The organism is Paenibacillus sp. FSL K6-1217, from assembly GCF_045040735.1.
Taxonomy (GTDB): Bacteria; Bacillota; Bacilli; order Paenibacillales; family Paenibacillaceae; genus Paenibacillus_AQ.
The window spans coordinates 6,728,106-6,742,150 of the sequence record NZ_CP150271.1 but is presented as its reverse complement, the minus strand read 5'-3'; the positions used below and the strand labels follow the sequence as shown (position 1 = coordinate 6,742,150).

Below are 14,045 nucleotides of genomic sequence, written 5' to 3'. Positions count from 1 at the left end.
CCGTATTATTCATGAAAAAACACTACGCAACTCTGTTAGCTGTTGTGCTTGCCCTGTCTACCCTGATCGGTTGCGGCCAAGCATCCGATAATGCCAGCCCTGCCGCAAACGGGGAAAGCAATAGTTCATCCTCTAATGCTGAGGTCGTCCGGATCAAATACGTGGTTCCCGGCACCGAGCCCAAGGATTACCAAAAGGTGTACCAAAAGGTCAATGAAAAGCTGGCTGCCGACGGTGTCGGCGTTGCCGTGGAGAAAATCTTCATCCCCTGGGATGCGTGGGACCAGAAGCTGAACCTGATGCTGTCCACCGGCGATGATTTCGATCTGTTCCATGTCATGCAGGACCGCACTCCGTTCTCCAACTACTATACCCGGGGTGCCCTGGCAGATATCTCGGAGGAGATTGACAAGTATGGGCCCAACCTGAAAAAGCATATTCCGGAGGATATCTTTAGCGGCGCCACCATCGGCGGAAAGTATTATATCGTCCCCTCCTATTGGGTTGAAATGGCAAGTGAGGGACAATTCAATATCCGCCGCGACATTCTGCGCGAGAACAATCTGAAAGAGCCCGCAACTCCGGCTGAATTGATTAGCGCCTGGGAGACGGTAATGAAGAACTGGAAGGGCAAAAACAAGCCTTACCTGGGCACCCGGGCAGATTTTGACCCGATCTCCCTGCATACTTCTATCCTGCACCGGAGCTATGATACCTTCCCGTTCACGGTTAAGGATAAGTTCTTCTATGTCAATCAGAACGGAGAGGTCAAATCCTGGATTGAGACTGACGAATTCAAGAAGGATGCCGCTTTCATGAACGAGCTGTACAGCAAAGGAATTACGAATCCAGATATTTTAGTTATGAAGCAGGAGCAGGTAGATGCCCAGCTCGACAGCGGGGAGTGGTTCGTACGTCTGGGAACCGGCGGAAGCTTGAATGGACTGCAGAAATATAATCCCGAAGCCACAGTAGACGATATCGGAGTGGTCTGGTTTAACCCGGAGAAGGAATATCTGCGTCCCCTGTCCTTCAAGAACGGAAATGCCGTACCGGTGAACAGCAAACATCCGGAGGCCGCCGTTAAATTTATGGATTGGATGCTGGCCAGCCAGGATAATTATGATCTGGTTCAATATGGCATAAAGGGCGAGCACTACACCAAAGATGGCGATAAAGGCTTAAAGCCGATCAAAGATCCGGATAACAATAATAATCCAAGGTACAGGGGCTCCGATTCACAGAACGGGAATGTGAACTTTATGCGCTTTGACCCGGAGAACAGTATTCCTGACAATAACAAAGTCTTATTTGAGCCAAATCCCAAGGCGGTCAATAGTATTGCGGCCAACTTTATTTTTGATCCAACGAATGTAAGAACCGAATATACCAATATTCTCTCGGAAGCTTCAGCCAGCATCACTCCGATCTATATGGGGGTTCTGGACTACGATCAGGCCTTCCCCGAAGCACTGGATAAAATGAAGAAGGCGGGTCTGGACAAGGTCGTGGCGGAGTACCAAAAGCAGTTCAAAGAATATCAAGCTTCTCTTCAATAAAAAGAGCTGCTAGAATAAAGGAGTGGGGAAATTTTGAACCTGCAACAGCAACAAAAAGAATTCGAAGCCACAAAAACCGTTTATGAAAGCGCAACCTTAACATTTAAAAACGTAGAAGGGTTGGATGTCTATAATATTTCGATTCCTTTTGAACGGGATGGGAAACGTTACTTGTTCGGCCGGGTAGAACGCCGCGAAGAATGGGCCCGCTCCTGGGTCCGCCTGTTCGAGGAGACAAGTCAGGATGAATGGACCGTAGTAGATAATAGCATGATCTATACGCTGGAGGACCCGTTCATCAGTGAAATCGGTGCTGAGCTTATCCTGGGCGGGACGCATGTGCAATATCAAAGCGGCAAATACAGCACGTTTTTCGGATATTTTTACCGGGGGACTGACCTCCACGATTTGTACTACTTTACTACCGGCCCTAACAAAATGAAAGATATCCGCCTTGTTCCACTGCCGGACGGCAAGATTGGCGTCTTCTCACGTCCCCGAAACCACGAGATGAGAGGCCAATATGGCAGCGAATCCATGATTGGCTTCACAGTTATTGACAAGCTGGAAGACTTGACTGCAGAGGTCATTGAGCAGGCACCTTACATTCATGGTATTTTTGGGGCAGGCGAATGGGGAGGTGTCAATCAGGCGTATCTGCTGGACACTGGCAAGATCGGAATTATCGGCCATATTTGTTATCAGCATAAGGATGAGAATAACCAGGAGATCAAGGTATATTTGAATATGGCCTTCATATTCGATCCCGTCACCCGGGAATCCCATGACCTGCATTTGATTGGCAGCCGTTCCTGCTATCCGCCCGGACCCGCCAAGGCACCGTATTTGGCTGATTGCGTCTTCTCTTCGGGGATCGTGATGCGGGAGGACGGCAAGGCTGATCTGTACAGCGGCGTCGGGGATTGCCAGGCCGGGCGTATTACAATCGATTATCCGTTCGCACCCTATGGACGCATTGTCTAGAACACAGTTCGTACTCACAAGGAGGATATTCAAACGATGAATCATGCAAATACACCTGTCATAGGAGCTTTGGCCTCAAGCCCGCTCATCCGCCGTCATCCGGCCAACCCAGTGCTGGATGCGGCCCGGGTCCCTTATCCCACCGCACTTGTGTTCAACGCGGGAGTGGCTAAGTTCAATGGCCGGTATGTTATGGTATTCCGCAATGACTATGGCTCACTGGAGAAGCTGACCCTTGAACCGACTAATACAACGGATCTGGGTATCGCTTTCAGTGAAGACGGCATTCACTGGACGGCGGGGCCCAAGCCGGTGTTCAAGCTGCACGACGAAGAGGTTGTGCGTGCATACGATCCGCGTCTGACGGTGATCGGCGGCCGCTGCTATATGTGCTTCGCTGTGGATACACGGCATGGTATCCGGGGCGGGATCGCCGTAACGGATGACTTTGAATCCTTCGAAATATTGAGCCTGTCTACGCCGGACCTGCGAAATATGGTGCTGTTCCCGGAGAAGATCAACGGCAACTATGTACGGCTGGAACGGCCGTTCACCGTATACAGCCGCGGAGGCTTGGACCGGTTCGACACCTGGATCGCGGAGTCGCCGGATCTGGTCTATTGGGGTCGTTCAGATCTGTTGCTGTCGGTGGAGCAGGTACCGTTCGCCAATGACAAGATCGGTCCGGCAGCGCCGCCGGTGAAGACGGATAAGGGCTGGCTCACCACCTTCCATGCCGTGGATATCGATCCCGCCAGAGGGAAGAACGGCTGGGAGAAGTCCTGGAAGAAGCGGTACACCGCAGGTATTATGCTGCTTGACCTGAACAATCCCAAGAAAATTCTCGGGATGAGCGCATCGCCGCTGCTCGCTCCTGAAGCCCCCTACGAAACAGACGGCGGCTTCCGCAATGACGTTATCTTCCCCGGCGGTATGATCCTGGAGGACGACGGCGAAGTGAAAATCTATTACGGCGCTGCCGACACCGTGGAGTGCCTGGCTACGGCACATGTGGACGATTTGATCAGGCTTTGTTTGGGGCAGTAAAACAAGCGGGTATCATCCTTGAATAAGGATGATACCCGTTTTTTCAAACTATGCTTCAACCGCTTGCGGTAATGTTCTTTCGTACTCCTTATATAACACATAACGCTGAACGCCTCTCGAAGCCTCTACCGCTTCCCTTGCATACTTGACCGCAAGCTCGCTGTTGCCGGCTTTGCGTTCAATTTCTGCAAGCACTACTAATCTCATCCACGGCTTCCGGATTGACCTCAAATGTTCCCGCGCCCGGGCGCTTTCCCCGCCCTCCAGTAACAGAGCCGCTTCATAGTACGCCCGGTAATCAGCATGGCGGATATACGGGACAGCTTCCTGAACAGCAGCCATGTCTTTACGGTACCATCCGTAAGCAGCCTTATACGTTGCCTGTACCGCCACAGCGCCCACTACAATCAAGATGGGTGAATAGTCGTTGAATAATACGAATAAGACAAACACGAATAGCACGAAATAAACAGCAATGCTCCAGCGAAAGCGCTTCATTATAAATCTCCTTTGATTGTCATGAACAGGCAAGAATCCTGTTTGAAATATTGTAGCATATTCCATAATCTACTAGAAGAATATATAAATAACATAACACATTATATAAAACGCCATTAAATTTCCATATATTTCATCAATCATAATATTCTTAGCAACTTTCCTTTGTTAAAATCTCTAAATAGTTCAATTTCATATTATTCATTACTGAATTAATATACAATTTTATATTTCTTAACACAATTAATAATACACATAAAGGAAAGGGAGATTGCCTACATAAGTAAGTTGAAACGTCTGCGTAGAACTAAGAGGCAAGTTATAGCTACTTCCATTGCGTTATCTGTTATTGCTTCAGGAGTAATTCCGTTTCAAACGGCTGATGCTTTAACGAGGGTTACTTCATCTAGCGGCAGTTCGCTACTATGGTGGCGAGATTGCTGGAGAGTGGGAAGTAAGAGGAGTTACAAGTGTAAAGGAAAGGCCATCCCGAAAGGGAAGGCCTTCTTGATGTAAACAAACAGCCCAGTGAACCATGTCCTAACAAGAAAACGACTCATCCACAGACAAGTCACATTCTACTCAATCAAATTCCTCGTATTTATTCAGTTGCTTTAATCGATTTTTATGTGTCTTAGCATTTCCATTTTCCGATTCTGCAATTAAGTTTGCTTCAATAATAGATTCATCAATTAACTCATCGTTCACATCTTCTGCATTATTGTTATAGTTCAGATTGCGAATCATGTTTTTTGTCAATTGTTTTGATTTTTTCGTATATTTTAAATAATTATTGATTTCTTTTTTGATTTTCCCCTTTTCAATATCAGAGGGTTGAGAATACTTATGAACCCTCAAATAACTTTTCAGTTTATGATCGGACATTTTTATCCTCCATCCAGATTTCTAAATTCTTAAGGGTGCATAAGAATTATGATTCTCGATTTGACCATCCGTGCCCTTTTTTAAGTATACCTTCAAGAGTAACTCACCGCCTTTAATTCAACTCTTATTCTTATACCATCTCAGAATCTCCTCGTAGTCCGGATAGGTGACCCCCGACATAAGATATTCCCGAAAGTTCGCAGGAGAATCTATCTCCATTTTCAATTGATAAATATGAAATAATTTCTGCCAGGAGGATTGTCTGATACTTATGGATTCTACGGATTCGCGCAAAAGATACACGGTTGTCTGATTGAAACCGGCTTTACGTAATACGAACAAATTTGCAGTGCATTCCCATTTCGTATTAGCATAGCTGTATGTTATGTATCTATAAACGATATAAAGAAACGAAATCATTAATAAAAACCATAAGGTAAAATAAGAACCAGCAATGATGCCTATTACTAGCATTAAGAGAACAGGAGTAGCAGCAGCAAATTTCGCGTTTCGGTGTATTGCCCGCTCGGGAGCTTGCAATTGGAACTCAGGAAGCATCCGGCCGAGTACTTCTGTTAATTCCGATGTACGGATTGAGGGGATGAGCAATTTAACTTTCCGTTCCCCTGAATATCCAACGCAGTCTATATATACGGAGGCATATCCATACAAACGCCCAAACATCAGATCTTTGATCCGCAGGGATTGGATACGCTTTACCTGAAACTGGACCGATTTACGCTCCAAGCTACCATAATGAATGGAAAGCACATCCCCGGATCTTGATAGTTGCCAGCTTTTATACCGTAATTGTGCCGTCCCTAGAGAGAAGAGCCAAGTAATCAACGCACAGCTCACCAGAAAAGCTCCCAATATCAGTGAAACTTTAATACTGTCACTTAAAGTGATCCCGCTCCAAGTCTCCCTCTTAAATAATTCCACGAAGCTGGCTTGTTCCTCTTCTGGCTCAGGGGATAACCAGCTCCAGAATTGTTGAATAACCGCGACCGTGATAGGCAATCCCAGCCAGAACGTATTCGAACTCATGGACAGCATCAGGATTTCTTTTTGGGTCACATGATGTTCTTTAGAAGAAGTATTCACATTCCGGCGTTCGCTATGGCCAAGTGATTTCTTGAGTGACTCTGCCATTTTGCTGGATGTAACCAAGCGAGCATCGGCAGAAGCATTGGAGTCACTCGTCTGAAGCTCGACATTAGCAATCCCAAGCAGCCTGTATATCCAACTTTGCTCGATCTTTATATTAGTGATTTTTATGAGTGGGATCGTTCGCTGTGATACGGTAAAAACACCTCTGGTAATATGCAGCACGCTAGAATCCAATTGATAGGTTTCTCTATACCAAGCAAGGATCGACCAAGAGCCTGCCATAATGCCGTAGATAATGGCTAGGTTGTATACCCAACCTGGCTGCTGCCCGGTTCCTCCACGGATCTCATTATATAGAAGCGCAGCAATCGGAATAATTGAATAGCGGATTTGACTGTATATCTTATAGATGACCATAATCGGATGTTGCCGCTTAATCATAATAAGCATCCTCGTTCACTAATTTGGATAATTCTATAATTTGTCTGCGCAGCTGAACAGCATCCTCTTCAGTCAATCCTACAATATAGTGATCATCTCCTGCCGTTGTTATCGTTAACTCGGACAGGCCCAGCCGTTTGGCAATCATGTCTTGTTCTTGATCCACATGCTGCACCCGGCTAAGTGGAATAATGGAGGACTTATCCGACCAGACGTTCCCCCAGCGGATCATAATTTCATCATCACCTAGCAGATAGCTTCTTCGGGAATATTTTTTATGGACACCATAACCAATGAAGATAACCCCCATAATGAGAAAAAACGAGATTCCCAAACAAGAAACTATAGTTAACCAGCTCCAGGCAGGCAACCAAATTACCTGTATAATGAACGGGATAATGCAGATGAGAATCCTTTTGAGAATATATATTGCATACTCGATTTGCCAATACCGGATCACATTCGGATGAAGCATTTGTTCCAACTCTGTCAACTCCTATCGTAGCGTTAATACCAACAGGACTATAATCATACAAATTATAACATCTGATTTCAAATGTTTAACATGATAATCCGACTTTTACATAATTCTTTTGCACTATTCGGTTAAATTTCCACAAAAAAGAGCCTGTCAAAAGACAGACCCTATACTCTCACCGCTTCACCTTATAAAACTCATGATACAGCTTCATGAGTGCCCTCTGGAGAGATACGTCTTTGCGTTTTTTTCAGCGAGCGTAAGTGCATTAGAATTTATTCTCTATACATCTTGCCTTGCCGCAAAAGTAGCCAGCTTTGTGCTCACAAATGATTACTGGATATCAAGTTTCACTTTTGCATCCATCAGACGAAGCAGCATAATCAGCGCTTCAGCCCGAGTAGCAGGATCATTAGGAGCGAAACGATTACCATTCTTGCCCTTAATGATTCCCAAATCTACCGCGGAAGCAACGGATGGCAGCGCCCATGGCTTAATATGCTGCTTATCGGCAAATGAGACCGGTTCGTTCGAATGAAGCTCACCGTCATACAGCCTCATGATCAAGACAGCCATTTCGGACCTGCTAATCCATTGGTTCGGACGGAAGCTGCCATCGGCGTAGCCTTTAATCAGGCCAGTCTGCTCCGCTTCCGCGATGTAATCCCTTGCCCAGACCGGGATCGTATCTACATCCCTGAAATTTAGCGGCATCGCGCCTTTCGCTTCGAAATCAAACGCCCTCGCGGTCATAACCACGAACTCTGCGCGTGTGATCCTCACATCCGGACGGAACGTCCCATCCCCGAAGCCGTTTACAAACCCCATACTGGCAGCGCGTTCTATCCCTTCTTTGGCCCAATGATTAGCAATATCCTTGAATGTTACGGTATTTCCCGCTGCTTGCACCGCGATGTCTGCTTTCGTTCCCGGCTTGACAACCGTATCCGTAAGATCGCTTTTCACAAGCTTCACACGTGTTAATTCTACTGTCGGCTTCTTCGTATTCTTTCCAATGACTTCAAACGTAATGGCTGCGAGCTCGGCTTTTCCCGATAGACCGGCGACCTTGCCAACCTTCGTATGAGCGAACACGACAAGACCATCTGCAGGAGTAAGCGGGACGGAGAACCCTGGCAGCAAGCTTTCACTTTTTTTGTACAATAGAAGGTTTGTATCGTACTTCAAATTGATTTCGAAGCCATAGACATCGGTAAGATCCGATCCCGTCACCGTCACGACAACTTGATTTCCCTTAATGGACGTAGAATTGGAGACCGATAAGCTATAGGAGGCGTCCTTGGCCATTACGTACACCGGCAGCAGGGAAAGTATGAACCAAGCAGCTAGAAGCATCATTCCAACCCGATATTTCACCCGATATTTCAAGCGAATTCCCATCCTTTCGATATCTCCTTATTTCCACATATAATTAATTCAGAATTTTACGGGCCAGAATGGAGATATCCACGATGTCAATCATACCGTCGCCATTCAAATCCAACGCTCTGTACTTATTCCAATTTGGATCTTGATTATTTTTACCATAAGCGGATGCAATAATTGCAAGGTCACCAACACTTACTCTGCTGTCGTTATTGTAATCTCCTTCGATGGATTTAATCATTGAACCCTTGAAGCTTTGCAGAGCTGCGTGCAGCTTCAATGTCGCCTCTTCAATTCCTGCCTGGCTTACTTCCTGAGCCGAAGCCACCGCTTGAGCGGTATCAATAGCTGCCTGTAGAGTTGCTTTTGAGCCTAATGGATACTGGCCAGGAGATACGCCTTCAACGGCTGCATCATGCGTACTTTGCGCTTCAGCAATCAGAAGCAGCAAGCCCGACTTATCCATGTTATTAATTCGGACTGTGTGCGTTGCACCCGCCCAATCTGATTCTTGGCCTGCGCCATTCGCAACCGTTAACTGAGTGACGCGAATGGAAGCGCTCTGCGGATTATCCGCTGCAACCGCTCTGAACTTAAGCTTAATCAATCCCTTGGTCATATCTGTATTTCCAATAGTAGTCCCGATGGTTCTAAGCTTGCCGGCTTCATTCACTTCACCAACCAGCTTGAAATCCTGCTGAAGCGATTCCATTGATATGAATTCCAGCTTATCCGCATCATAATTAAGCGTAATATCCAGCGCTTTGACATCTGTTCCAGCATGCGCCAAGCTGAATTCAACATCAAAATTGTTGCCGCCTTCAACGGTTCCCGGTCCGGTCAGCAACGTGCTGCCTTCTTGACCGCTGATCTCTTTCACAAGTCTAACCTCACCCCATTGTGAACCGTTATTATAGGACTGTCCGGACACATCGTGCCACATGATAATGTCCTGACGGCCACCCGTTGCTTTTGCGTCATTGATCTGCACATCAAATCCGATTACATGATCAGCCGCAGGCGCACCAGCTTTAAATGGAATCTTGGTTTCAATGTAATAACCGCCATCCACAACTTTGGCAAAAGACTCAAAACCCGCACTGACACTGCCTGGATTAAAGCTTTTCTCATTAAGATAGTTAGTACGGTATTGTCCCATACCCGGGCCGTACGAGGTTTGTTTACTGTTGGTCTCATCTACAAAGATCTCGACCGAATCCTTCTCATGCGCGTCGCTGCTGCTGCTGTTCAGCACAGGGTCTTTTACACGCACCAGAACATACAGGTTAGAATCGTCCCATAGCACTTTAGCGGAACCATCCGCCGGACCGTTCACCATTGTCAGATGCTTAAGGATCGGCAGCGTGACGGTCGTATTCCAGAGCGGGTCGAGCTCGGAGCCGCCGAGAACAGGCGTACCGTATACAGCGGTTGTAACTCCGCCAGATAACAGTTGAAGCCCTTTGATTGCGTCACGCAGCGCGTAATATGAATGATCCGCTGCTGTCTGCGAGATCTCCTCATTGGCGGCAGCAGCTTTGGCCTCACGTAATGCGCCTGCAAAAGCGTTCCATGAATCACTTGTATACATCGTTTTTTCCTTGTTACCCGCGGCCTCGATCAAGGCGGTCAGCAAGGTTGTGTCAACCTTTGGAACCACGGGGTTCGCGGACCCGCCGCGGCCGGCTTTCACCTCGTTAAAATACGTTTCTACTTTCGTGATTTCATCAGTGGTCAGCACCCTGTCGTAGATGAGAATCTGCAAGACTCTGCCCATGAAGCGGTGGGGGGTTGCAGCCGCCATCGTGTAACCTACGCTCAGATCCGGTCTGTTCCCCAAAAGGGCCTTAGCGTTGGTTCCGGGAGTGCCGATGACGTTGTTATTAACATAAACTGCTCTATTGCTTCCGTTTAGCTGCGCCCGGACGCTGACCAGATCATCAGTGGCTGTTGTTGTAAATTGTTGCCCGCCACCCGATACACTGCCATCCGCATTACCAAAGCGGACGTTAACCCGGTTTGTTCCTACCCCGAGACTAATACCGCTCCAACCGTCGTTGGCGGCCCAAGTCTGGTAAGCCTCGTTCAATCCGAAATAAACAAGACCATTTTGGTCGCTGGAGTTATTGGCTATTGTCGTTGGTCTAACCAGTGTATATATTGTCATCTGTGTACTGCCGTTATAGTCTTTAAAGCCAGCAGCCTTTAACGGCTTCGAGTTCGCGGCGAATTCTACATAGTCGTAAACATCTTTCTTTAGCTTGGGATTCCCGTCAGGTGTTCCAAGATTATCGCCGCCGCTTCCGGGGACGTTTGCCGGGACAAGCTTCGCCGGGATGTTCCCCATATTTGTCCACGCCGTCACGTTGCCACTGCTATCCATTTCCACGCCCTCATCGCCCTTGAGCCATAAATCAAGACCATTTCTGGGAATATCGGCAGGCGTTACATCTCTCACCACAACACGAGCGTGCGACTGGCTTCGAACTTCGCCGTCTTTCGCCAGCACAAAAATAATGTACGGACCGGGCACCATGGGCGCGGTCATTCCGAGCGCGTCGCCGGAGGCTACGGTTTCATCATCGCCTCCATCAAAATGTCCGCCGCTCGACGAAGAAATCCATATCTTTTGGGCCGCGTCGTCCAAATCGTAGGCAAATCTGACGGTCCCGCCGGGGGCTACGGACACATCAGCCGGGAGCAGCTTGTTTGCCACCGATACTGTGGTGGTAAAGTTGAAGGTTATTTCAGGCTTCGTAGTGCTGCCTACCAGGGTCCAGGTTCCTTCGGTACGGATTTCGTAACCATCCGCCACGGGCTTGCCGTTAAGCGTGAAGGTGTATTCATCACTCAAAGTTAGTTTAAGCGGCCTTATGGCTGAAACTTCGTAGCTTTTCCCATCCACCACATTGGTTGCCGGCTCGCTCGCGTCAACGTATACCGTATACTTGGAAGTGGCTGTTTCTCTCCCGTCTCCATATAATATAAATAGTTTGTATTGTCCTGCGGCAGATGGAGTGTTGATTGTTTTTTCATTGCCGGCAGCTTTTGTCATCGTAGCGCCTTCTTTAAAGGCAGTTGTGTTCGCGGGTGCCAGCCAAACCGTGTCTTCCGCCTTAAGCAGACCTCTGCGGCTCAGCTTTTCACCGCTTGCACCCATGATGACATTGGAAGCCAGTTCAAACTCGGTATCGGCAATGAGGCTTCTTGGGATCATATGTGTGTATTCGTTGGTAAGACCCGAATTCAGAACGATTTCGTTGCCTGCAACGGGCCAAATGCGGGCTTCGCTTTTGTAATTGTCGTAAGTAGTCCTGGGGGCGCCATTCTGGTTGTTATTCCCGTCCACGTATCCGTCGATAGCAATCATGTCGCTTTTACGCTTCCAGTTGTTAAATTCAAAAAGACGGCTCTGTCCGGCGGCATGTGAGAGCTTTGACTGCACGACATTGCCTATCATCTTGATGAACGTGCTGCCTTCGTCGGGATGAAATCCGTTTGTCCAGTTGTTAGAGGTCGTGGGTTTGTCCGTTGGATTCGGGTTAAGGAAGTTGTAGTTCATCTCGGTGAAATTCGTCCAGTTGTCAGAATGCCAGTTACTAGTCTTGTCGGTGACAGGGTTATTGGTCAGATTGTTGATGGTGTCCCATGTCCCTCCGCCCGGCAAATTCCCCGGATCACCCTGTCGTCCCAAGGAGTAGATCGCCCCGGAGTCGTTAACTACCGTGCAAATTTCCTCTACCCTGTTATAGTTTATTTTGTTATTCCTGGAGGTCGTAGAGATTACTGGAGATCTTGCGATGCTCGTTTCATGCGTACCCTGATAAGGGCCGCCGGTCTTGTTGGTACCTTGGGCGGTAAAGCCGAAACCATCGTATTCGTCCCAGCCCCAGCCAATGCTCATCGCGCCGTAAGTAGAATCATACAGGAAGTTGTGCAGTACCTGCATGTTCGTAGTGTAGAAAGAGGTTAGTGAGTTGGCGCCCGGGAATCCGTAGCAGTTTCTGTACAAAAAGTTATTTGTGATATAAATATTTTCCGGCACAGCTTCAGTACCTGCCTTGAATTTTTCCTTATTAACACCGGCCCAGTTCCTTATTGGCGTACCAGAGACCGACACACTGGACTCATGCTTAATCGGCTCATCGTTCTCATAGATATGCTGTGGATGTCCGATTACAACGCCGGAAGCGAGCGTATCTACGATATAGTTGCCCGTGACTTCGATATCCTTGACATCGTTCTCCACATGGATACCATTAAATCCGGTAAGTCCGATCTCACCGTTCAGCACCTTGATATTCCTCGCCCCGTTGATCATGACCGCTGCCGGCGGTATGTCATAGCCCCGGTAGAAGGTCTCATGCCAGTTTATGCTGCCGGGGAAGTAAGCTGTGTTCACGATAGAGCCCTGAACGGACGCATAACCGCGGGAACGGGTTGTTACCGGACCGGTTCCGTCGCTAAGAGTATAAGTGCCCGTCAGTTCATACAGCTTGTAGTCGGTATGGGCAAACTTCAGCCCGTTGAAGGTTATATTTTTGACACGTCCATCATCCGAGCCCTGGACTGGGTTTAACCGGTCTCCAACAGGATCCCCTTGTATGTCGAGGACTGTCTCAAGTCTGGGGATGACCACATCAGCGGTATTAATATCCTCGCCTGCAAGCGGGATGTAATAAAGCGTGCTCTCCGCCTGGTCGAAATAGAAATCTCCGCGTTTGTTGAAGAACTCGAAAGCGTTGCGGATGACTTGATTGTTACCTGGATTGTATTGCGTGTTATTACTCAAAGACTGTGAAATCGCACCATATGGCATCTGGAAACGGAGCATAACACCGCCGGGCTTGTTGCTCTCTGCCGGCGCCTGTTCGATTGATGCGAAGGTGACAAACGGCCGCGACCACCTGGCGGTAGAACCGCCGATACTTTCGGCTTCGATGTTTTGGGGGTTTTTCGTTGCCGTACTCAGACCTACGCTGGCATCGAATACGATAGCCGCCCGAATATTGCTGCCGTTCTGCCATGCCCAGGGGTTATTGGCAGCGGTAAAGCTGGCTGTAGGGGTGCCGGTGACGGTTCTGTTGGCTGAACCGATTTGCGGGCTCAGCGTCATGGTAGCGCCTTTATCGTTTACATAGATCATCCGCAACTTATCGCTCCGGTTAAGGGTCGTTTTATACGCCTTTAAGCCGCCAGTCTGGGTAAGGCCAACCGCTTCGGTCCATACGCCTTTTTCCAGCATTTCACCGGCGCTGATTACCGGCTTCGCACCCGGCGCCGCCTCATAGCGAATCGTGCTGCTTGCACTTCCGGAATCATCCTTGTCAAAAACCAGCGTTTCATCAAGCGAATAGTATCCATCCGCAATTTGAACGACGATATCACCGCCGGTCTTAGGCAGAGTCCTTACTGCTGCCTTTGCCTTAGCAAGCGTTTTATACGGCTTTCCTTGTGTTCCATCTCCTGTGTTATCATTGCCATTTGTAGCCACGTAGATCGTTACACTTGGCGCACCGTCAGCCGAGACTACCAGGCCTGAGAATTGCAGCATGGGAATTACCATGATCAAAGTCAGAATCCATATTAATGCTCTTCTTCGCATTTCCATCCCCCTCTTGGATCACTTATCAGATGTCCCTTCTCCCACTTCACAT

9 protein-coding genes are annotated in these 14,045 nt (G+C 48.0%); 3 read left to right on the top strand and 6 right to left on the bottom strand.

All coding sequences use genetic code 11. The features are described from left to right. Positions 1–11: 11 nt before the first annotated feature. Genes MHH28_RS29740 through MHH28_RS29730 form a run of 3 tightly spaced genes read left to right on the top strand, consistent with a single transcriptional unit; the run spans position 12 to position 3,590 of the window. Complete coding sequence (locus MHH28_RS29740) at positions 12–1,559, top strand: extracellular solute-binding protein (protein WP_405108640.1); 1,548 nt, start codon at positions 12–14, stop codon at positions 1,557–1,559. Between the two features lie 33 nt (positions 1,560–1,592). Continuing rightward, positions 1,593–2,543, top strand: a complete 951-nt coding sequence (locus tag MHH28_RS29735) for a DUF1861 family protein (RefSeq protein WP_405108638.1) — start codon at positions 1,593–1,595, stop codon at positions 2,541–2,543. 36 nt (positions 2,544–2,579) lie between these two features. Beyond that, positions 2,580–3,590 carry a glycoside hydrolase family 130 protein gene (locus MHH28_RS29730; protein ID WP_405108635.1) on the top strand — a complete coding sequence of 337 codons (1,011 nt, stop codon included), beginning with the start codon at positions 2,580–2,582 and terminating at the stop codon, positions 3,588–3,590. A 48-nt stretch (positions 3,591–3,638) separates the two neighbouring features. Here the strand turns inward: MHH28_RS29730 and MHH28_RS29725 are convergent, their stop codons facing one another. From MHH28_RS29725 to MHH28_RS29700, 6 genes are all read right to left on the bottom strand, one after another. Then, entirely contained in the window at positions 3,639–4,088 is a 450-nt protein-coding gene (locus MHH28_RS29725; RefSeq protein ID WP_405108632.1) for a hypothetical protein, read from the bottom strand. A 582-nt stretch (positions 4,089–4,670) separates the two neighbouring features. Then, positions 4,671–4,973: a hypothetical protein gene (locus MHH28_RS29720; protein WP_405108630.1), complete on the bottom strand. Its 303-nt coding sequence runs from the start codon at positions 4,971–4,973 to the stop codon at positions 4,671–4,673. A 117-nt stretch (positions 4,974–5,090) separates the two neighbouring features. Continuing rightward, positions 5,091–6,500 (bottom strand): PH domain-containing protein, encoded by a 1,410-nt coding sequence (locus tag MHH28_RS29715; protein ID WP_405108629.1) that lies wholly within the window; start codon positions 6,498–6,500, stop codon positions 5,091–5,093. A 16-nt stretch (positions 6,501–6,516) separates the two neighbouring features. Next, a complete protein-coding gene (locus MHH28_RS29710) occupies positions 6,517–6,834 on the bottom strand; it encodes a PH domain-containing protein (RefSeq protein WP_405117313.1) in 318 nt (105 codons plus the stop codon). A gap of 501 nt (positions 6,835–7,335) precedes the next feature. Next, positions 7,336–8,379 carry an S-layer homology domain-containing protein gene (locus MHH28_RS29705; protein WP_405108626.1) on the bottom strand — a complete coding sequence of 348 codons (1,044 nt, stop codon included), beginning with the start codon at positions 8,377–8,379 and terminating at the stop codon, positions 7,336–7,338. A 55-nt stretch (positions 8,380–8,434) separates the two neighbouring features. Then, entirely contained in the window at positions 8,435–13,993 is a 5,559-nt protein-coding gene (locus MHH28_RS29700; protein ID WP_405108623.1) for a sugar-binding protein, read from the bottom strand. Positions 13,994–14,045: the final 52 nt, after the last annotated feature.